Genomic DNA, 20,765 nt, shown 5'->3' on the forward strand with positions numbered 1-20,765 from the left:
ATGCGGAAACACCGGGCGCCGCCACGCACATCGCTGCAATTTCGTTCAAGACGCCCTCGCCGCCGCACGCGATGATGCGGCGCATGAAAACACGACTGATCGGCTATCTCTACCTCGCCGCCGCGATGACCGGCGTCGGCAGCACCGTCATCGCGAGCCGCTTCGCGGCCGGCGGCCTGCCGCCGTTCACGGCCACCGCGCTGCGCTTCCTGATCGCGACCCCGCTGCTGTTCGCGCTGATGCGTGCGCAACGCATGCGCTGGCCGCGCATCGGCACGCGCGACGCCGTGCTGCTCGTCGTCCAGGCGGCCGCGGGCGGCGTCGGCTATACGGTGCTGCTGATCAGCGGCACGAAGCTGTCGTCGCCGGTCGATGCGGGCGTGATGCTCGGCACGCTGCCGGCGATGTCGACGCTGATCGCGGCCATCGTGCTGCGTGAGCGGCAGACGCTTCGCGACTGGGGCGCGGCCGCGCTCGCCACCGCCGGCGTCCTGTTCGTCACGTTCGCGCCCGGTCAGGCCATGCCGTCGCTGCAGACGCTCGCCGGCGATGCGCTGGTGCTCGCCGCCGTCGCATGCGAGGCCGTGTTCATCCTGCTGAACCGGCGGCTGTCGGCGCCGTTGCCGCCGCTCGCGCTGTCGACGGCGATGTCGGGCCTCGGCTTCGTGCTCGCGCTGGTGCCGGCCGCATTCGAATGGCACACGGCGGCGGCCGGCTGGACGATCGGCGCCGTTTCTGCGATCGCGTACTACGCGCTGGTGCCGACCGTGCTCGGTTATGTGTGCTGGTATGCGGGTTCCGCGCGTACGAGCGGCACCGAAGCCGCGCTGTTCACGGCGGTCGCGCCCGTCTCGGCCGTGCTGTTCGCCGTCGCGCTGTTCGGCGAGACACTGGGCGGCACGCGGCTTCTGGGTATCGCGCTCGTCGTCGCCGGGATGCTGGCAGGCGCAACCCGGCGACGTGAACCGCCGGCGCGCGAAACGAAAGCACCGTCGGCGCTGCCGGCCCGCCCGGCGGCGTCCTCGCCGACCGCCGACTGATCCGCGTCCGGCGCGCCGCATGCGCGGCGCCGGTTTTCCCGGTCCGCCCGGCGTCAGCCCGAGCCGTGCCGGGCGATGGATGCGGTGCACGACATCACGCGACCGCGATCGCCGCGGCGCGGGCCGGCCGGGTCGCCACACTCCGACGCACGCGTCGCGTCCGACAGCCTGTCCGGCAGCGACGCCGCCCCACCATCGACCGATGCCCCGCCACCGCCCCCATCGGCGGCGATTGTAGGAATGTGTCCATCCGCGGCAAAACCGTTGCGCCCCATCGCACAAGATGCAATATTCGCGTGGCCGGGCCTTTTGACAACCATCGAACGACAATTCGCCACGTCATGAACAAGAAGGAAGCCAAAACAAGAATCGCGGCGCTGCTGTCCGCGGGTGCGAGGAAAGCCGACGTACTGGCCGAACTGGCCGGACACGGCCTCAAGGATCGCGTGCTCGCGCGCCTGATCGCATCGCGCCCCGACCCGGAGCTGTGCAGAAAGAACAAGGTGCACACGTGGATCCTGGTCGGCCTCGGCATCGCGCAACTCGTGATCAGCCTCGCGCTCGCCTACCTGTTCTCCGCCGCCGCGGACCACCTCGGCACGGCGGGCGTACTCGGCAAAGGCCTCGCGGTGCTGTTCGTCGTGCTGACCGTGCCGCTGTCGCTGCTGTTCATCTGGGGCTTCGCAACCCATCGCGTCGGCGCATATCACGCGTTCATCATCCTGTCGCTGCTGCAACTGCCGAAGACCATCGCCGATCTCGGACAGGATCCGTCGAGCGCACTGCCGAGCCTCGCGGTGACGGTCGTGCTGGTGGGTTACGTCTGGTTCGTCCGCAACCGGATGTTCCCGGACTTCGGCTGGTTCACGCCGCGCAAGGTCGAAGGCCGTTACGCGTTCGTGGAAACCGCCTGACGCGGGCTGCAGCCGCATCGCGAACGATAAAAAAAGGCGCCGGGCCGCCCCGCACTCGCGGGACGGCCCGGCGCCTTCCGCATTCCGGAACCCGGCAGCTTACTTGGCCTTGTCGGCCGTATCGCTGATCGCCTGGCCACCCTTCGAAATATCCTGACCCATGCCTGCGACGGTATTGCAACCGGCGAGCGCGGCGGTCACCACCAGCAGCATTGCAGCAATCGTACGCGTCATTCTCATTCTCCTTCGAATCAACAAGCCCGACCGGGCGAATCGTCACGGCGTCGCGCCCTGCCACATGCAGGACACGGGGCCTGACCTGATTATACGGAGACGGTTGCCGCGCGCCAGTGCGAGCCGGCAGGTGTGACACCGATCACACAGGCGGTTTGCGCAGATTTTCCTTGACTTCGCCACCCTTCGAACTAATATACGCACCGCGTATATTTTCCACGAGGTGCCGCCGATGACCGTTCCCCAGCAAGCCTTCCTGCGCGACGCGATGCGCCGCCTCAACATGACCCGCGAAGCATTCGCGAACCGCATCGGCGTTAGCCGCCGCGCGCTGGATACGTGGCTGTTGCCCGACGATTCGCAGGAATCGCGCGGCATGCCCGAGATCGTCGAGCGCTTCGTGTCGGAAATCGTCGAGCGCTCGGAACCCGACGGCGCGAATCATACGCAAAGCGTAGATAAACAGGGGTTCGCGAATCAGTTCCTGTTCGAAGGCAAGCCGCAACTGATTTCGGTGGACCAGTTCTCGCGGGATTCGGTCGAGGCGCTGTTCCGCGTCGCCGACGTGATGCAGCCGATCGCGCGCCGCCACAAGATTTCGCGCGTGCTCGAAGGCGCCGTGCTCGGCAACCTGTTCTTCGAAGCCAGCACGCGCACGCGCGTGTCGTTCGGCGCGGCGTTCTGCCGGCTCGGCGGCTCGGTGTGCGACACGACCGGCTTCACGTTCTCGTCGATGGCCAAGGGCGAATCGATCTACGACACGAGCCGCGTGATGGCCGGCTACGTCGACGCGCTCGTGATCCGCCATCCGGAGAAGGGCTCGGTCGCCGAGTTCGCGCGCGCGACCAACCTGCCGGTCATCAACGGCGGCGACGGCCCCGGCGAACACCCGAGCCAGGCGCTGCTCGATCTCTATACGATCCAGCGCGAGTTCTCGCGGCTCGGCAAGATCGTCGACGGCGCGCATATCGCGCTCGTCGGCGACCTGAAATACGGCCGCACCGTGCATTCGCTCGTCAAGCTGCTCGCGCTGTACCGCGGGCTCAAGTTCACGCTCGTGTCGCCGCCGACGCTCGAAATGCCGGCCTACATCATCGACCAGATCGCGACGAACGGCCACGTGATCGAGCAGACGAACGACCTCGCGGCCGGGCTGCGCGGCGCGGACGTCGTCTATGCGACGCGGATCCAGAAGGAGCGCTTCACCGACGAATCGTTCGAAGGCTACACGCCGGATTTCCAGATCAACCAAGCGCTCGTCGATTCCGTCTGCAAACCCGACACGCTGATCATGCACCCGCTGCCGCGCGACAGCCGGCCCGGCGCGAACGACCTGTCGGTCGACCTGAACCGCGATCCGCGCCTTGCGATCTTCCGCCAGACCGACAACGGCATTCCGGTGCGCATGGCGATCTTCGCGGTGCTGCTCGGCGTCGAGAACCTCGTCCAGCATTCGATGCGCGACGCGACGTGGCGCCCGCCGGCCTACCTCGGGCCCGAGGACGCGGTGTTTCACGGGATCGACTGATCCGCATCCGGTGCGGCGCGGCCGGGCTTGAGACTGTTTCGTCTCAAGGGCCGCGCGCCGACGTAACGCACACGACGCGCCGCCTTGCACGGCGCGTTTTTCATTTTCGACGCGGGCCGTGCGGGACCGCCCCGCCCTGCGTCAGCCAGCCCACGGATCGATCACGCGCAGGCCCGCCGCTTCGAACGGCGCGACGTCGCGCGTAGCCACGATCAGGCCGTTCGCCGCGGCGGTCGCGGCGATGAAACCGTCGGCAGACGCCATCGCGCTGCCCATGGCGCGAGCCTGCGCGCGAAGGCTCGCATACGCGTGACTGGCCGCCTCATCGAACGGCAGGATCCGGCCGCGAAACAACGGCACCACGCGTTGCTCGATGCTTTGCTGCAGCCAGTCTCGCCTGCGCCCTTCCGGCAACGCGGCCACACCGAACCGCATCTCCGCCAGGCTGATCGCGGCAAGAAACAGCGTCTCGACGTTCTGCGCGTCGAGCCATGCGATCACGGCCGCACTCGGCTCGCGTCGCAGCGGCTCGGCAATGACGTTGGTATCGACCAGAATCATTCGAAGCTCATCGGATCGGTTGGCGCTGTGCCGCGCTGAATCTCTAAATCGATGCCGCCGGCCTCCCTCCCGATTTCCACCAGCAGCGTTCCCAGCCTGGGGCGCCCGCCGGGCCGAACAGCTTGCTCGAGGATGTCGCGAACCTCGGCCTCAGTACTGCGGCCATGTTGCGCGGCACGAATCCGAAGCGCGCGATGCACCTCGTCGGGCAGATTTCGAACAGTGATCACGGGCATGATGCACCTCACTACATTTGCTTGCAATGCAGTCATGTTATCACCTTGCTGTCATTTTTGGACGAGTAAAGACACAGCCACTGTAAGCTGTCAGCCGCGCCTTTCATACTCGGCCGTTCGGCCATCCCCCCGCCCCGCAAGCCTTCGCGCCCTCCACCACATTCGTCAACAATTTCCTTACAAATGCGAACAGGAACGCTTCTCATTTAACAAGAAATTACATAGAATGCCGCCTGAAAACAAATCGTAATAATTCCCGGCGGCATGCACCTTTCCGTACCACGCCGTTTCCGGGCCACACCGCGAGGTCGAAGCGCACCATGAAGTCCCGTCCTGAAGAACTGAAGCTCGGCAAATTCACCACCCTGTGCAGCGTGCTCGCCGCGAGCCCTGCGTTCGCCGACGGCACGCCGTCGCCCGCCCCGGTCGGCACCGAAGGCCATCTCGCGCCGATCGAGGTCCAGGGCAAGACCGAGCACAGCTACAAGGCCGACTTTTCCGCGTCCGTGAAATTCACCGCGCCGCTCGTCGACACGCCGAAGTCGGTCACCGTGATTCCGCAGGCGCTGATCCAGAGCAGCGGCGCGGCCACCCTGACCGAAGCGCTGCGCACCGTGCCCGGCATCACGTTCGGCGCCGGCGAGGGCGGCAATCCGCTCGGCGATCGCCCGTTCATTCGCGGCTACGACACGCAGGGCAGCATGTTCGTCGACGGGATGCGCGACACGGGCGCGACCACGCGCGAGATCTTCAACACCGAGCGCGTCGAGATCACCAAGGGTTCCGACGGCGCGTACGGCGGCCGCGGCGGCGCGGGCGGCAGCATCAACCTGATCACGAAGGCGCCGCACCTCGGCACGACCGCCGCCGCGAGCGCGGGCCTCGGCACCGACCGCTACCGCCGCTTCACCGCCGACGGCAACTGGCAGTTCGCCGATCACGCCGCGTTCCGCCTGAACCTGATGAGCCACAACAACGACGTCGCCGGCCGCGACGCCGTCAACAACGAGCGCTGGGGCGTCGCGCCGTCGATCGCGTTCGGTCTCGGCACGCCGACGCGCGTGACCGCCAGCTACTACCACCTGTCGACCGACGACCTGCCCGACAGCGGCATTCCGTACTTCTACACGACGTCGAACAAGCCCGCGAACGTCGACACGATCTATCCGGCGCCCGTCGACCGCCACAACTTCTACGGGCTGATCGACCGCGACTTCCGCAAGACCACGTCCGACATCAGCACGATCAAGATCGAGCACGACATCACGCCGGGGCTGACGGTGCGCAACACCACGCGCTACACGGAATCGACGCAGGACTACATCTGGACGCAGCCCGACGACAGCCAGGGCAACGTGGTGAACGGCAAGGTCTGGCGCCGCAACAACAACCGCAACAGCTCGATCAACAGCCTCGCCAACCTGACCGAGCTGTTCGGCGAATTCCGCACCGGCCCGTTCAAGCACAGCTTCACGACCGGCATCGAACTGTCGCGCGAATGGGGCAAGCGCGACGCGTACACCGTCGCGACGGATACCGGCAAGATCTGCCAGCAAGGCATCGGCGCGGCGTCGGGCTACAACTGCACGAGCCTCTGGTCGCCGAATCCGAGCGATCCGTGGGCCGGCTCGATCACGCGCAACAACGATTACGCGCACGCGCGCACCACGACGAAGTCGATCTACGGCTTCGACACGATCGAGCTCACGCCGCGCTGGCAGGTCAACGCCGGCGTGCGCGTCGACGACTACTCGACCCGCTTCACCGACACCAGGGCGAACGGCGGCAAGACCTACACCCGCGACGACACGCTCTTCAACTGGCAGCTCGGTGCCGTGTTCAAGCCCGCGCAGAACGGCAGCATCTACGCGTCGTATGCAACGTCGTCGACGCCGGCCGGCATGCTGCTCGGCGAAGGCAGCGAGACGCAGTCGCTCACGCCGGGCCGCGGCGGCGTCGGCCCGAACGCCGATCAGCTTGCGCCGGAAAAGAACCGCAGCATCGAACTCGGCACGAAGTGGAACGTGCTCAACGACAAGCTGTCGCTGACCGCCGCGCTGTTCCAGATCGACACGACGAATGCGCGCGTGACGCTGCCGAACAACGAATACGCGATGGTCGGCAACAAGCGCGTGCAGGGTCTCGAACTCGGCGTCGCCGGCCAGATCACGAAGCAGTGGCAGGTGTTCGGCGGCTACACGTACATGAAGAGCGAACTGCGCGACAACGGCAAGGATGCCGTGAACGACGGCCACCGCTTCCCGAACACGCCGAAGCACAGCTTCACGATGTGGTCGAACTACGACGTGACGCCGAAGTTCACCGTCGGCGGCGGCGCGTTCTACATGTCGGAAGTGTTCGGCGATCCCGCGAACCTGCGCGCCGTGCCGTCGTACTGGCGCTTCGATGCGATGGCGCAGTACCGGATCAACAAGAAGCTCGACCTGCAGCTGAACGTGAACAACCTGTTCAACCGCACGTACTTCGATCAGGCGTATCCGGCGCACTACGCGTCGATCGCACCGGGCCGCTCGGCGTTCGTCACGCTGAACGCGCGCTACTGATCGATGGAAGCCGTATCGCTGAAGGCGCTCGCGTCGGTGTCGCCGGGCGCGTTCGCCGAGATCCTCGCCGGGCCGCCCGAGCGCGCCGCCGCGTGGGTGGCGGCGGCCGCCGACAACGGCATCGTCGACGCGCAGGCCGTCTACGGACAGTATCTGCTCGACGGGCACGGCGTCCCGCGCGATCCGGCCGCCGCGTTCGGCTGGTTCCGGCATGCGGCGCGCGCCGGTCATTCGATGGCGATGAACATGCTCGGCCGCTGCTACGAGTTCGGCTGGGGCACGGCCGCCTGCGCGCCGGTGGCCGTGTACTGGTATCGGCTCGCCGCGCAGGCCGGGCTCGACTGGGGGATGTACAACTACGCGACGGCGCTCGCGCTCGGCAACGGCGTCGACGAGAACCGCGCCGACGCGCTCGACTGGTTTCGCCGCGCGGCCGCGCTCGGTCATGCGAAATCGATCAACCTGATCGGCGGTTTCTACGAAGACGGCTGGGTCGTGCCCGTCGACGCCGAAGCCGCGTTCGACCACTATCGCCGCGCGGCGGAGGCCGGCGACTTCCGCGGCCAGTTCAACTACGCACGACTGCTCGCGGCGCGCGGGCGCATCGATGAAGCGCTCGGGTGGCTCGCGCGCGTACCGGCCACCGCGACCCCGGCATTCGTCGCGAAGATGCGTGCGTATCTCGCGTCGTCGCCGCTCGATGCGTTTCGCGCGGCCGCGATGCGGCTGCCGTCTCACGAGAAGGAATTCGAATCATGATGCTTCATATCCCTGGCGTGCTGACGCACGCGCAGGTCGCGCAATGCCGCGAATTGCTCGATGCCGCCGACTGGGTCGACGGCAACGCGACGTCCGGCGCGCAATCGGCGCTGGCGAAACGAAACCGGCAGTTGCCGGAAGATTCGCCCGTCGCGCGCGCGGTCGGCGATGCGATCCAGGATGCGCTGGCGCGTCATGCGCTGTTCTTTTCGGCGGCGCTGCCGCTGAAGGTGTTTCCGCCGCTGTTCAATCGCTACGAAGGCGGCGAGACGTTCGGCACGCACGTCGACAACGCGATCCGGCTGCTGCGCGGCACGGATTTTCGCGTGCGCAGCGATCTGTCGGCGACGCTGTTTCTCGAGGAACCGGATGCGTACGACGGTGGCGAGCTGTGTGTGGAAGATACCTACGGCGTGCATCGTGCGAAGCTGCCGGCGGGTGATCTCGTGCTGTATCCGGCGTCGAGCCTGCATCACGTGACGCCCGTCACGCGCGGCGAGCGCGTCGCGTCGTTCTTCTGGATCCAGAGCATGGTGCGCGATGACGGAGACCGCACGCTGTTGTTCCAACTCGATATGCAGATTCAGGCGCTTTCCGCCGAGAAAGGCGCGAAGGATCCGATGGTCATTGCGTTGACGGGGATTTATCACAACCTGTTGAGGAAGTGGGCGGATGCGTGATGCGCCTGGTGAAAAAACGCCGTCCCGCCCGGCCCGCTGAAGTCACACCATCTCCCGCCATTCCGGCCGCCGCTCCCGTGACATTGCACGAACCCCACGGCAAACCGCGCGACGTCGAATGCGTCGCCCACACCTCGTGCGTGTCACTTCGCCGGTGCTAACATGCGTCGATCAAAAGCGACTTCGCGCCAATCACGCATGAGCAAAACGACACCCCCGGCCAAATCGCGCCCTACCCGCAGCGACGCACAGCGACAGGCGATCCTCGACGCAGCCTCGCTGCTGTTCATCGAGAAAGGATTCGCCGGCACCAACATCAACGACATCGCCGACGCGGTCGGCATGACGCGCACGGCGCTGTACTACTACTTCCCCAGCAAGGAATCCATGCTGGAAGTATTGACGCGGGAAGTCACCGAACGCGCCAGCGATCTGACCAAGGCGGTCGCGCAGCGCGCCGAGCTGCCGCCCGACGAAGGGCTGCGGCAACTGATCCTGCATCACGCCGGACTGATCCTCGCGCATCCGCTGCAGTTCCGTGTCGTCGAGCGCAGCGAGAGCAGCCTGCCGGATGCGCAGCGCCAGGCGGCTCAGGCCGCACGGCGCGCGGTACGCAACGACTTCGTGAACGTGATCCGGCGCGGCATCGAACACGGTGTGTTCCATGCGATCGACGCCGATATCGCGGCGTTCTCGATCATCGGCATGTGCAACTGGTGCGCGTGGTGGTTCGACAGCCGCCGCGGCGAATCCATCGATGCCGTGGCCGAACTGATCGCGTCGCTAGGACTGCGCATGCTCTGCGTGGAACCCGCCGCCGGCCAACCACCGCCTGCCGCCGGCTCCGCCGACGTCCGCCATGCACTGACGCGCATGCGCGAAGCACTGACGACCCTCGAAAACAGCCTGAACAGCAAGGACTGACTGCGACCGGCCGGCCGGTCGCCCGTCGTCGCCCGTCGTCGCCCGTCGTCGCCCGTCGTCGCCCGTCGTCGCCCGTCGTCGCCCGTCGTCGCCCGTCGTCGCCCGTCGTCGCCCGTCGTCGCCCGGATCAGAGTTTACACTAACGTCAAATATTTGACGTTAGTGTCGAATCAACCTAGCATTGGCACATGCCCAATGTCAGGAGCGCGTCCGCGCGATTCGTCCGATGAACAGCTTGCATTCCTCCAGCACGACGGCCGCCCAGGCCACGGCGGGTTTTCTCAATACCGACTGGAACCCGCGTGACGTTCCGCCGGGTACGGTCACGTCCAATGTCGTGTTGCGCACGGCCGATCAGGCGGCAACCGGCGGCTCGCTGTACCGCCCCGCGACGGCGACCGACACGGTCGTCTGCATCATGCACCCGCGCGAGTTCATGGCCTGCCACTATCTGATCCCGGATATCGTGGGCACCGGCTATGCAGCGTGGTCGCAATCGCCGCGCTCGGTGGGCAACGACCTGCGGCTCGAACACGAATTTGCGCTGCACGACGTGGCCGCGGGTCTGCAGTACCTGCGGGCGGCCGGCTTCCGGCGCATCGTACTGCTCGGCAATTCGGGCGGTGCGGGGCTGTACGCGCTATACGTCCAGCAGTCGGCGTTACCCGGCGCGCAACGCATTGCACGCACGCCGGGCGGACGCCCGACGCAACTGGCGGAGCTTGACATGCCCGCCGTGGACGGCTTCGTGCTGGTCGGCCCGCATCCCGGACAGGGCGCGCTGCTGCTCAACTGCATCGATCCGAGCGTCATCGACGAAAACGATCCGCTGTCCGTCGATCCGTCGCTCGATCCGCTGTCGCCGGCCAACGGATACGGCGGCAAAGGCGACACCCGCTACAGCGCCGAATTCATCGAACGCTATCGAGCTGCACAACGCGCGCGCGTGGAACGCATCGACACGCGCGCCCGGGCGCTGATCGCGCGCCGCCAGGACGCGCGCCGACGCGTAAAGGAGCATGGCGCGAGCGGCCTCGCGATCGCACCGGAAGACCGACGCGTCGCCGGGCACACGCCGATCTTCAATGTCTGGCGCACGGACGCCGACCTGCGCTGCTTCGATCTGGCGCTCGACGGATCCGACCGGCACTTCGGCTCGCTCTGGGGCGCCGATCCCTACGCGTCGAACTACGGTGCCGTCGGATTCGCGCGCCAGTGCACGCCGGAGAGCTGGCTGTCGACCTGGTCGGCCCTGTCGTCGAATGCATCGCTCGCCAAAACGGCGCCATCGATCGTCCAGCCGACCCTCATCATCGAATACACCGGCGACCAGGCGTGCTTCCCGGGCGACGTGCACCGCATCGTCGATGCCATCGCGTCACGGGACACGCTCCACCAGCGCGTGCGCGGCGATCACCACGGCCGCGCGCTGACCGCCCGGGAAGCGCCCGGACGGCTCGAAGCCGGCCGCCTGCTCGCGCAGTGGCTCAACACGCGCTTTCCACGCTGACCGGACGCCGTCGCCCGCTGCATCCCGGTTCCATTCATCGTCATCCCGACCACTCACGGAAGTCACCCGTCATGTCCGTACACAACCTTCCTTCGTTGACGCTGCGCGGCGTCGACCATACCGCCCGGCCCACGTGGCAATTACGCGAAACCATCGAGTTCTATCGCGACACACTCGGCCTGCCGCTCGTGCACGTGATCTCCGCGCGCGGCTGGGGACCGGCCACGCACCCGGACTTCCTGCATTTCTTCTTCGACAGCGGCAACGGCAGCACCATCGCGTTCTTCTACTACCTCGGCAGCGAAGAGCCGGCCGGCATGCGCGATCGCGCGGCCTCGCGCCCGCTGCCGGACGATCATGTCGCCGACGCGACGCATACCGCATGGCTCGTGGACGGCGCCGACGCATTGCGCGCTTGGAAACAGCACCTGGACGCACAAGGGCTGGACGTGTCGGTCGAGACCCGGCACGAAGTCATCGAATCGGTCTACGTGCGCGATCCGAACGGCTATTTCGTCGAGTTCACGCACAAACTGCGCCCGCTGACGCCCCTCGATGCCACCGATGCCCGACTGACGCTCGAAGCGGCCGTGGCGCTCGAGGATGCGGCGCGCGCTGGCGGCCGTCCGTTCGATACGATCGACGCGGTCTGGCGCCGCAAGGGCGAACTGGTGGCCGAACGCGACGGCAACCCGGACGCGCCGGTGCGCATTTCGGTTCCGCGCGTGGCGGAATTCGCCCCGCTGGTGCAGGCGGCAAAGGACCATCCGGATTGCCGCGTTCACGAAGGTGAGGAATACGATTCAATCGAGTCGGATGGTCCGGTCGAATTCGCACGCAAGACGCTCGGCTTCAAGCCGGCCCTGTGGTACGGCATGCTCACCGGCGGGCTGCGCGGGCGCATCGAGCGCTTCGACCGTGACGTGCTGCGCATCGTACCGGCACAATCCTGATCAGAAAGCGAAGGAGACAGACATGGAGACCCAAGTCGCACATCCGATTGCGGGTGTCGTCTACCCCGACCGGGCCCGCGCGGAAGCCGCCATTTCGAGCGGCGCCTGGATCGCGAGCACCGTCGGCGACGCGCTGCGCGCGACGGCGCGGCGCCATCCGGAACGCACGGCCTTCATCGGCCATGACCTCACCATCGGTTTCGCCGAGCTCGACGAGATCACCGAGCGCCTCGGTGCCGCGCTGCTCGCACTCGGCCTCGAACCCGGCGATCGCGCGATCTTCCAGCTCGGCACCACGGTGGAAACCGCGATCGCGCTGCTGGGCTGCTTCAAGGCCGGCATCGTGCCGGTATGTTCGCTGCCGCAGCATCGTGAAATCGAGATCGGTCAGCTCGCGCGGCAATCCGGTGCGCGCGGCTATTTCGTGCAGGCGGATTTCAGCGCCCGCTTCGATCTGCCGGCCTTCGCCGACGCAATGACGGCATCCCATCCGTCGCTCGAGCATCTCGTGGTCGTGCGCGGCGAACGCGCCGGCGCCCACGGCATGCAGGCGCTGATCGACGGCATGCCGCTCGCGCAGGCACGCGAACGCCTCGCCCGCGTATCGATCGGGCTGGCGGACGTACTCAGCTTCCAGCTATCCGGCGGCACCACCGGCGTACCGAAGATCATTCCACGGTTCCATGCCGAGTATCTGGGCCACTCGGCGGGCTGGATGCGACGCTATCGGATCGATGCCGACAGCCGGTTGCTCTGGTCGCTGCCGCTCATGCACAACGCCGGCCAGCTCTACGCGCTGATTCCGACGGTGCTGAGCGGCGTGCCGGTCGTGCTGATGCCCAAGGTCGACATTCAACTGATGCTCGACCTGATCGGCCAGCATCGCGTGACGCACGCGCTGTCGATCGGCCCCATCGCGCCGCAACTGATGGCCTACCCGGACATCGCACGCCACGATCTGTCGTCGCTGCAGTTGTTTTCGACCATGAGCCGCGCGGATTCGCTCGAAGCACATCTCGGCGTGCCCTGCTCGAATCTGTACGGCATCACCGAGGGCCTGCTGCTCGGCTCGCCCGCGAACGCGCCGGTCGACGCACGTCACCAGACGCAGGGGTGCTCGGGCTGCGCCGACGACGAGATTCGCCTGCTGGAGCCCGGCACGGAGCATCCGGTGCCGCATGGGCAAGCCGGCGAACTGTGTTTCCGCGGGCCGTCCACGCTGACCGGCTATTTCGCCAATCCCGAAGCCAACGCGCAGTCGTTCACGAGCGACGGGTTCTATCGCACCGGCGACATGGCCACGGCGCGCATCGTGGACGGCGCCCTGTACTACACGTTCGAAGGCCGTCTGCGCGACAACGTGAACCGCGGTGGAGAAAAAATCGGCTGCGAGGAAGTGGAAAGCCACGTCAGCCAGCATCCCGCCGTTGCCGACGCGAAGCTGGTTCCGATGCCCGATCCGTTCTACGGCGAAAAAGGCTGCATCTTCATCATCCCGCGTCCCGGCATGGCGGCACCGGACGTGCAGGCACTCGGCGATTTCCTCGCCGCGCGCGGCCTCGCCAGATACAAATTCCCCGAGCGGGTCGTCGTGATCGACGAATTTCCGCTCACGCGTGTCGGCAAGGTCGACAAGCCCGCGATGAAGCGGCGCATCGCCGACATCCTTGCGCTGGAGACCGGTCAATGAGCACGCCGACACCGATCGAGTATCTGCTCCGCGAGCGGCCGCTCACCGTGCGCCGCCGGGTGAAATGGGGAGAATGCGACCCCGCAGGCGTGGTCTATACGGCAACCTTCGCCGATTACGTCATTTGCGCGGCCGAACTGTTCTACGGCGCGCTGCTGGGCGGCACGCCGCAACGCATGAAGAACGAACTGGGATTCGGTACGCCGAGCCGCGCGCTATCGTTCGACTTCATCGGCTCGCTACGTCCCGACGACGAATTCGACATGACCGTGCAGGTCGTCGACGTCCGCAATCGCTCGTACGTACTGGACATCGTCGCGCGCACCCCGCACGGTGCCGCGGTCTTCAGCGCACGCCTGACACCCGTTTGCGTCGCCCGGTCCGAACGCCGCTCGATCGACATCCCGCCCGTCTTTCGCCAGGCACTGCTGGACTACCAGCGCGATTGCGCCGGTGCAGCTTCGAATCCCGTCATCGAGGACAACGCATCATGAAAATCGACATCGTCGGCGCCGGCCCGGCTGGCATGTACTTCGCACTGCTTGCGAAGAAACACGATCGCGCTCACCGGATCACGATCCACGAACAAAACCCGGAAGGCGCGACCTACGGCTGGGGCGTGGTGTTCTCGGACATCGGCCTGTCGTTCCTCAAGGAGGCCGACCCGACGTTTTTCGACGAGTTCATCGCGCATCACGAGCGCTGCGACTATATGGAAATCGTGCACCGGGGCACCCGCGTGCAGGTGCACGGCAATCATTTTTCGCGCACCTCGCGCATCGACATGCTGCGCGTGCTGCAGCACGCATGCGAACGGGAAGGCATCCGGATCGAATACGGACGGCGTGTCGACGATGCGCGTGCGCTTGCCGCGTCGTGCGACCTGCTGGTCGCCGCCGACGGCGGCAACAGCGCGATACGCACCCAGCTGGCCGACCATTTCCGGCCGCAATTCGCGCCGCGCCGCAACAAATTCGCATGGTATGGCACGCGCCAGCGCTTCCACCCGGTGTCGCTGATTTTCCGCGACACGCCGCACGGGGTTTTCATCGCGCACGCGTACCAGTACAGCCCGGAGCTGTCGACGTTCCTGATCGAAACCGATCCGGAAACGTGGCAGCGTGCCGGGCTCGATCACGCAAGCGAGGACGAAAGCCGGCGCCTGTGCGCCGAGATCTTCCGCGCCGAACTCGGCAGCAACGAACTGCTGACCAATCGCTCGCTCTGGTTCGAAGCCAACATCGTCAGCAACGCGTGCTGGAGCCACGACAACATCGTGCTGCTCGGCGATGCGCTGCGCACGGTGCACTTCTCGCTCGGCTCGGGAACGCGCATGGCGATGCAGGACGCGATCGCGCTTCATCGCGGCCTCGCGGAGCACCCGACGAATCTGCGCGACGCGTTTGCGGCATTCGAAACCGCGCGCAGGCCGGCGTCGTCGAATTTCCAGAGCGCGGCGGCCAAGAGCCTCGACTGGTACGAGGGCGTGGCCGAAAAGCTCCATCTCGACCCGGTCGGCTTCGCGTACGACTACATGCGGCGCACCGGGCAGGTCAGCCACGACGACCTGAAACAGCGGGACCCGAATTTCGCGGCGGCATACGAAGCACTGCACGGCTGCTGCGCATGATCGGAGGCCCGGCCGCCTTCGCCTCCTGAAGCATCACATCAAATCATCATCATCGAGAGACACGCGTCATGAGTAAAACCTTTCGCATCGGACAGATCGTACCGAGCTCGAACATCACCATGGAAACCGAAGTGCCCGCGATGTTCCGCGCCCGCGAGGCCGCCTTTCCGGAACGCTTCACCTTCCATTCGAGCCGCATGCGCATGCACAAGGTGACCATGGAAGAGCTCGAGGCGATGAACAAGGAGGGCCTGCGCTGCGCCGCGGAGCTTGCCGATGCCCGCGTGGACGTCATGAGCACGGCCTGCCTCGTCGCAATCATGGCAATGGGCGCAGGCCACCATCGCCAAACCGAACGCGAGCTGACGGCCGTCGCACGCGCGAACCATTCGCTCGCGCCTGTCATGACGTCGGCCGGCGCGCTCGTCGACGGCCTGAAGACGCTCGGCGCCCGCCGCATTTCGTTGATGGCGCCGTACATGCGCCCGCTGACCGATCTGGTCGTCGCCTACATCGAACACGAAGGCATCGAAGTGATCGATTCGCTTTGCTTCGAGATCGCCGACAACCTCGAAGTCGGCAATCGCGACCCGATGCGTTTGCTCGACGACGTACGACGGTTGAACACCGACGGCGCGGACGTCGTCGTCGCATCGGCCTGCGTGCAGATGCCGTCGTTGGCGGCGATCCAGCCGATCGAGGATCGGCTCGGCATCCGTACGGTATCGACCGCAGTCTGCACCGTCAGGCGCATGCTCGATCATCTCGGGCTCGAGCCGGTCGTGCCCGATGCCGGTTCGCTCCTGCGCGCCGACGCGCTCCGCTGAGCGGGCCCGGCCCGGGGCATCGCGCGCGGCCGCGCCCCGATCCCCGCAGCAAGTACGCCCCTCCCGTTCAGGACGGCGGACGACACGTCGCCGTCCCGCCTCCATTCCCTTTCGTTGAACGTCGCGCACGGGTATAGCCCGCGGCGCTCACCGGCGTTCCCGCATCGATTCGATTCCACCTGCACGCCGTGTTCGACCGGTCGCCTCATCGGCCGAGCGTATCGCATCCGACCGATCGCCATGCTTCGCGCACTTTTGGCAAGAAAGCGTCATCGATGGCCAGCGGATGGTAGCGGCCGGGGCCGGCAAAAACTAATTTAACGTCAGGTTCTCGAAACGGCCCTGCCGACGCAGGCGCATCACGCCGAAAGCCTCGATCCCAACACGAACGATATCCAGGAGACACATCAATGCCCCCGACCGAAGCACTCCACTCTCACGCCGGCACGGACTTTCTTCAGGAGTACGGCCAATTCATCGGCGGTACGTGGACCGCAGGCGACAGCGGCAAGACGATCGACCTGAACAACCCGACCACCGGCGCGGTCCTCGCGCGCATTTCCGCCGGCAACGACAAGGACGCGCGGCGCGCCATCGACACAGCGGCCAAGGCGTTCCCGGCCTGGTCGCGCACGCCGCCCGCGGCACGCCAGGAGATCCTGTACGAGATCATGCGGCGCCTCAAGGCGCGGCAGCACCACTACGCGCTGATGGACACGCTGAACAACGGCAAGCCGATCAGCGAGTCGATGCACTTCGACATGCCGATGGCGATCGAGCAATTCGCGATCTTCTCCGGCACGCCGTGGCAACTGCACGGCGAATCCGTGCATCACACGTCGTCGCTCGGCACGGATTCCATCGGCATCGTTCATCGCGAACCGCTCGGCGTGGTCGTACAGATCATTCCGTGGAACGTGCCGATGATCATGCTCGCCTGCAAGATCGCGCCCGCCCTCGCTGCCGGCAATACGATCGTGCTGAAGCCGTCCGAGATCGTGTGCCTGTCGGTGCTCGAATTCGCGCGCGAGATGGCGGATCTGCTGCCGCCCGGCGTCCTGAACATCGTGACGGGCTACGGGCCCGACCTCGGCGAGACGCTGGTGACCGACACACGCGTGCGCAAGATAGGCTTCACCGGCTCGCGGCCGACCGCGCGCAAGCTCGTCCAGTACGCGGCGACCAACATCATTCCGCAGACGATGGAGCTGGGCGGAAAATCGGCGAACATCGTTTGCGAGGACGCCGACCTCGACGCCGCAGCCGAGGGCGCGGCCATGTCGACGGTCTTGAACAAGGGCGAAGTGTGCCTCGCGGGCTCGCGCCTGTTCGTCCACGAAAAGGTTCGCGATGCGTTCCTCGACAAGCTGCAGCGCATTCTCTCCGGCATCCGGATCGGCGATCCGACCTCGCCCGACACGCAGCTCGGCCCCCAGGCATCGCGGATGCAGATGGACAAGATCCTCGGCTATCTGGAAGACGGCCCGCGCGAAGGCGCCAGGGTGCTGATGGGCGGCGGCCGCGCCAGCGTGCCGGGTTACGAAAACGGACTCTTCATTCAGCCGACCGTATTCGTCGACGTGAAGAACACGATGAAGATCGCCCAGGAAGAGATTTTCGGCCCAGTCACCAGCGTGCTGACCTGGAAGGACGACGACGAAGTCATCCGGCTCGCCAACGAGTCCGTCTACGGCCTCGGCGGCGGCATCTGGACCTCGAACCTGGGTCGTGCGCACCGCATGGCCTGTGCGCTCGAAACCGGCACGGTCTGGATCAACCGCTACTACAACTTCCTCGGCGGCATGCCGATCGGCGGCTACAAACAGAGCGGCTTCGGCCGCGAGTTCGCGCACGAGGTGCTGAACCACTACACGTTGACGAAGAGCGTGATCGTCGACCTCCAGCCCGGCGCACTGGGCATCTTCGGCACGCAGCGATAGCCGGCGCGCGAGGAGATTCCCATGTCCTTTTCAATCGGCCGCACGGCGGCCGGCCTCGCCGCGCTGGCTGTCGCGCTCTGCGCGCGGCCAGCCGTTGCGACGGAGGGCGGCGGCTCGGTCTATCCGTTCGGCGCGGAGAACTACCTGACCGGCGCACTGCCGCCGCCGGGCTTCTACGCGCTGTTCTATGGCGAAGCGTACTTCGCGCGCAAACTGGTCGGCAACGACGGGCAGGACGTGACGCCGCCGGGCTTCAGGCTCAATGCCAACGCCCTCGTCAGCCGCCTCGTGTGGGTCACGCCGCAGAAAGTGCTGGGCGGCGACTTCCTGCTGAGCCTGATCGTGCCGATGGTCAACCTGCATGTGGAAGCCGCCGGCCGCAGCCAGACCAAGACCGGGTTGGGCGACATCACGCTGTCGCCCGGCATCGGCTGGCATTTCGGCCCGAACCTGCACGTCATCGGCGCGTTCGACTTCTTCGCGCCGACGGGCAGCTACAACAAGAACGATCTCGCCAACATCGGCCGCAATTACTGGGCCTTCGGCCCGGTCTACGCGGCGAGCTGGGTCGATCCGCACGGCATAAATGCGGACGTGAAGCTCGGCTACCTGTTCAACCAGATCAACCACGCGACCGGCTATACCTCCGGCAACGAGCTCTATGCCGACTATTCACTCGGCTGGGCGGCCACGCCGCAGTGGGTGCTCGGGGTCGGCGGCTATGTCACCGTGCAGACCACCGACGACAAGGACGACCGGCAGACCGTCTCCGGCAATCGTCACCGGGCGTTCGCGATCGGACCCAGCATCAAGTATGCGAGCAGCAAGGGCTGGTTCGTGACCGCGAAATGGCAACACGAAATGGCCGTGCGCAACGGCGCGCAGGGCCATGCTTTCTGGATCAGGGCGGTATTCCCGCTCTGAATTGTCTGCGGTACCTCATTCATCCATATCGAAGGAGACGTCATGAACAACACGCACGCAGGACGGGTAGCCGTCGTCACCGGCGCCGGCCGCGGCATCGGTCGGGAAGTCGCCGTCCGGCTGGCCGCGCGCGGCGCGCAACTGGTATTGATCGACCTCGACGTACCGTCCGAGACGCGTGCGCTGATCGACGGCGACCCGCTCGTTCTGACCGGCGACGTCAGCGATCCGCACGCGTGGGCTGGTTTCGCGCAGGCCGTCGATGCGCGTTACGGGCGCGCGGACATCGTCGTGAACAACGCCGGCATCTATCCGTTCGCCGCGTTCGACGATCTCGATTTCGACCTCTGGTCGCGCACGCTGCGGGTGAATCTCGACTCGCATTTCCATTCGGCGAAGGCATTCGTCCCGCTGATGCGCGCGAACAAGTGGGGCCGCTTCGTGAATTTCTCGTCGAATTCGATCGGCACGCCGCTCGCCGGGCTCAGTCACTACATGGCGGCCAAGATGGGCGTGATCGGTTTCGTCCGCGGGCTGGCCAACGAACTCGCCGACGACAACATCACCGTCAACGCGATTCTGCCGGCGCTCACGCGCACGCCGGGTACGAGCGGCATTCCCGACGAACTCGCCCGCAGCGTGTGGCAGCAGCAGGCCATCAAGCGTTTCGCGACGCCGGAAGACATCGTCGGGCCGATCCTGTTCCTCACGAGCGACGACGGCGCGTTCGTGACCGGCCAGGCGCTGGCGGTCGACGGCGGGATGTACAAGATCTCGTAACGAGGCAGCTAGAACGCGCCATCGCGAACCCGCTTGCGGGTTTGCGATGGCGTTTCGCCGTATCGGCGCCGGTACTGCTGGTTGAAGGCGCCCAGATGATCGAATCCGTAGCGCAGTGCGATCGTCGAGATCGTCGTCGCTGCATCGGCGCTCGACAGCAGTTCGGTCCGCACTTTTTCCAGACGCAGATGGTTCAGATGCCGCATCGGCGTCGTCTGCCGGAATTCGCTGAACGCGCGCGACAGCGACCGGATACTGCAATCCGCGGCGTCCGCGATTTCCGCGAGTGTCAGCGCCTGACCGAGCCGTGCCTCCATGAATTCGACCGCGCGGCGTAACTGCTTCGGCGCAACCGCGCCCTGCGACATGCGCAACGCGTCCGAATAGTTGTGCGGCTGCGTATCGAGCAGCGTGATGGTCAGCATTTCCTCGAGGCTCGGTGCCAGATGATCGATCAGCGCGGCGGCGCTGTCGTTCAGGGTCGCCACCACGAATTCCAGCAGCATGGACCACCGCCGCAGCGCGTTCGGATCACGCATCCCGGTGTCGAAGCGAAGCGGCGCACGCCCCTGCCGCTGCATCATGCGCCAGCATGCAGCCGAAACGCGCCGGTGATCGAGTTGTACCTTGAGAACTTCGCCGTCCGGATCGTAATGAAAGCGCGGGCGGTCCGACGCGACGCTCAGCACGGTCGCGCCCGGCCCGCCGCCATGGCATGCGTGGTCGGTGACCAGTGCCGCGCGCCCCTTCGTCGTGGTCGTAACGAGCAGACACGAACCCAGATCGTCGGGCTCGATCTCGATGTCGCGCCCGAACGTCAGCGTCGATACGGCAACCGACCCGCAAACCGCGCTGTGCAGGACGATCGGTGCAATCGCATCGGCCGTCGGACCGCGTTCGCGATACGTGCAATATCGATTCGCGATGACGGAACGGGCCGCCGCGGGCTCGTCGACGGAAAGCTCGAGAAACCGCGCGTCGAGACGCGGCGAGGAGAGAGTCTGCATGCCGAACGTGCGTGGACGCGACTGGAGATCGGGAACCGGCACCCGCCCTCGATGCAAGCCGCGG

The 20,765-nt window shown here is 66.2% G+C and carries 20 protein-coding genes; 16 read left to right on the forward strand and 4 right to left on the reverse strand.

Annotated features, from left to right (window positions below; translation table 11 throughout):
* Positions 1–83 precede the first annotated feature (83 nt).
* Positions 84–1,040 carry a DMT family transporter gene (locus DCN14_RS10415; RefSeq protein ID WP_096501544.1) on the forward strand — a complete coding sequence of 319 codons (957 nt, stop codon included), beginning with the start codon at positions 84–86 and terminating at the stop codon, positions 1,038–1,040.
* A 341-nt stretch (positions 1,041–1,381) separates the two neighbouring features.
* On the forward strand, positions 1,382–1,954 hold the full coding sequence (locus tag DCN14_RS10420; protein WP_096501444.1) for a permease: 573 nt from the start codon (positions 1,382–1,384) through the stop codon (positions 1,952–1,954).
* Between the two features lie 99 nt (positions 1,955–2,053).
* Here DCN14_RS10420 and DCN14_RS10425 read toward each other — a convergent pair whose 3' ends face one another.
* Positions 2,054–2,188 (reverse strand): entericidin A/B family lipoprotein, encoded by a 135-nt coding sequence (locus DCN14_RS10425; protein WP_096501446.1) that lies wholly within the window; start codon positions 2,186–2,188, stop codon positions 2,054–2,056.
* 232 nt (positions 2,189–2,420) lie between these two features.
* Here DCN14_RS10425 and DCN14_RS10430 point away from each other — a divergent pair, with 232 nt between their 5' ends.
* Positions 2,421–3,716, forward strand: a complete 1,296-nt coding sequence (locus tag DCN14_RS10430) for an aspartate carbamoyltransferase (RefSeq protein WP_096501448.1) — start codon at positions 2,421–2,423, stop codon at positions 3,714–3,716.
* 141 nt (positions 3,717–3,857) lie between these two features.
* Here the strand turns inward: DCN14_RS10430 and DCN14_RS10435 are convergent, their stop codons facing one another.
* Positions 3,858–4,277: a type II toxin-antitoxin system VapC family toxin gene (locus DCN14_RS10435; RefSeq protein WP_096501450.1), complete on the reverse strand. Its 420-nt coding sequence runs from the start codon at positions 4,275–4,277 to the stop codon at positions 3,858–3,860.
* Complete coding sequence (locus DCN14_RS10440) at positions 4,274–4,513, reverse strand: Arc family DNA-binding protein (protein ID WP_096501452.1); 240 nt, start codon at positions 4,511–4,513, stop codon at positions 4,274–4,276. The genes DCN14_RS10435 and DCN14_RS10440 overlap by 4 nt, the downstream gene beginning before the upstream one ends.
* Positions 4,514–4,833: 320 nt before the next feature.
* Here DCN14_RS10440 and DCN14_RS10445 point away from each other — a divergent pair, with 320 nt between their 5' ends.
* The 13 genes from DCN14_RS10445 (at position 4,834) to DCN14_RS10505 (ending at position 19,694) form a co-directional block, all read left to right on the forward strand.
* Positions 4,834–7,077, forward strand: coding sequence for a TonB-dependent siderophore receptor (locus tag DCN14_RS10445; protein WP_096501454.1), 2,244 nt, complete (start codon positions 4,834–4,836; stop codon positions 7,075–7,077).
* Positions 7,078–7,080: 3 nt separating this feature from the next.
* The gene (locus DCN14_RS10450) at positions 7,081–7,836 is read left to right on the forward strand and encodes a tetratricopeptide repeat protein (RefSeq protein ID WP_096501456.1); all 756 of its coding nucleotides are present in this window, start codon (positions 7,081–7,083) and stop codon (positions 7,834–7,836) included.
* Complete coding sequence (locus DCN14_RS10455; protein WP_096501458.1) at positions 7,833–8,516, forward strand: Fe2+-dependent dioxygenase; 684 nt, start codon at positions 7,833–7,835, stop codon at positions 8,514–8,516. The genes DCN14_RS10450 and DCN14_RS10455 overlap by 4 nt, the downstream gene beginning before the upstream one ends.
* A 198-nt stretch (positions 8,517–8,714) precedes the next feature.
* Entirely contained in the window at positions 8,715–9,440 is a 726-nt protein-coding gene (locus DCN14_RS10460; protein ID WP_096501460.1) for a TetR/AcrR family transcriptional regulator, read from the forward strand.
* Positions 9,441–9,666: 226 nt separating this feature from the next.
* The gene (locus tag DCN14_RS10465) at positions 9,667–10,950 is read left to right on the forward strand and encodes an alpha/beta hydrolase (RefSeq protein WP_096501462.1); all 1,284 of its coding nucleotides are present in this window, start codon (positions 9,667–9,669) and stop codon (positions 10,948–10,950) included.
* 71 nt (positions 10,951–11,021) lie between these two features.
* Positions 11,022–11,903 carry a VOC family protein gene (locus DCN14_RS10470; protein ID WP_096501464.1) on the forward strand — a complete coding sequence of 294 codons (882 nt, stop codon included), beginning with the start codon at positions 11,022–11,024 and terminating at the stop codon, positions 11,901–11,903.
* Positions 11,904–11,925: 22 nt separating this feature from the next.
* The gene (locus tag DCN14_RS10475) at positions 11,926–13,593 is read left to right on the forward strand and encodes an AMP-binding protein (RefSeq protein ID WP_096501466.1); all 1,668 of its coding nucleotides are present in this window, start codon (positions 11,926–11,928) and stop codon (positions 13,591–13,593) included.
* Complete coding sequence (locus DCN14_RS10480) at positions 13,590–14,087, forward strand: thioesterase family protein (protein WP_096501468.1); 498 nt, start codon at positions 13,590–13,592, stop codon at positions 14,085–14,087. Before DCN14_RS10475 ends, DCN14_RS10480 begins: the two co-directional genes overlap by 4 nt.
* Entirely contained in the window at positions 14,084–15,223 is a 1,140-nt protein-coding gene (locus DCN14_RS10485) for an FAD-dependent monooxygenase (protein ID WP_096501470.1), read from the forward strand. Before DCN14_RS10480 ends, DCN14_RS10485 begins: the two co-directional genes overlap by 4 nt.
* Before the next feature lie 68 nt (positions 15,224–15,291).
* Positions 15,292–16,050, forward strand: coding sequence for an aspartate/glutamate racemase family protein (locus tag DCN14_RS10490; protein ID WP_096501472.1), 759 nt, complete (start codon positions 15,292–15,294; stop codon positions 16,048–16,050).
* Between the two features lie 410 nt (positions 16,051–16,460).
* Complete coding sequence (locus DCN14_RS10495) at positions 16,461–17,990, forward strand: aldehyde dehydrogenase family protein (RefSeq protein ID WP_096501474.1); 1,530 nt, start codon at positions 16,461–16,463, stop codon at positions 17,988–17,990.
* Positions 17,991–18,011: 21 nt separating this feature from the next.
* The gene (locus tag DCN14_RS10500; protein ID WP_096501476.1) at positions 18,012–18,914 is read left to right on the forward strand and encodes a transporter; all 903 of its coding nucleotides are present in this window, start codon (positions 18,012–18,014) and stop codon (positions 18,912–18,914) included.
* Positions 18,915–18,956: 42 nt separating this feature from the next.
* Positions 18,957–19,694 (forward strand): SDR family NAD(P)-dependent oxidoreductase, encoded by a 738-nt coding sequence (locus tag DCN14_RS10505; protein ID WP_096501478.1) that lies wholly within the window; start codon positions 18,957–18,959, stop codon positions 19,692–19,694.
* Between the two features lie 8 nt (positions 19,695–19,702).
* Here DCN14_RS10505 and DCN14_RS10510 read toward each other — a convergent pair whose 3' ends face one another.
* The gene (locus tag DCN14_RS10510; protein ID WP_096501546.1) at positions 19,703–20,701 is read right to left on the reverse strand and encodes an AraC family transcriptional regulator; all 999 of its coding nucleotides are present in this window, start codon (positions 20,699–20,701) and stop codon (positions 19,703–19,705) included.
* Positions 20,702–20,765: the final 64 nt, after the last annotated feature.

The sequence above is a fragment of the Burkholderia sp. IDO3 genome, assembly GCF_003366075.1.
Taxonomy (GTDB): domain Bacteria; phylum Pseudomonadota; class Gammaproteobacteria; order Burkholderiales; family Burkholderiaceae; genus Burkholderia; species Burkholderia anthina.